Consider the following 313-nt stretch of genomic DNA (forward strand, 5'->3'; position numbering starts at 1 on the left):
CTCGCGGTGTCCGGTCTCGGACGCACCCGTCTGGCCAAGTCCGTGCACGACGCGGGATGGTCCGCGTTCGTCGGCATGCTGGAGTACAAGGCGGTCAAGTACGGCCGTACCTTCGCCAAGGTGGACCGGGCCTTCCCCTCCTCTCAGGTCTGCTCGGCCTGCGGATTCCGGGACGGCCCGAAGCCTCTCCACGTCCGTGAATGGGCGGGTGCTGAGTGCGGCACGGTGCACGACCGCGACCACAACGCAGCCCGCAACGTCCTCTTCGAAGGACGCCGTATCGTCGCCGCCGCACGGGCGGAGACGCTAAACG

At 68.4% G+C, this 313-nt stretch carries 1 protein-coding gene; it reads left to right on the forward strand.

Annotation, left to right across the window (positions count from 1 at the left end; genetic code table 11):
* A partial coding sequence (locus tag IO33_RS0142250; protein ID WP_031174368.1) for a zinc ribbon domain-containing protein occupies positions 1–313 on the forward strand: 313 nt, incomplete at both ends.

It is taken from the genome of Streptomyces durhamensis (assembly GCF_000725475.1).
Classification (GTDB): Bacteria; Actinomycetota; Actinomycetes; order Streptomycetales; family Streptomycetaceae; genus Streptomyces; species Streptomyces filipinensis.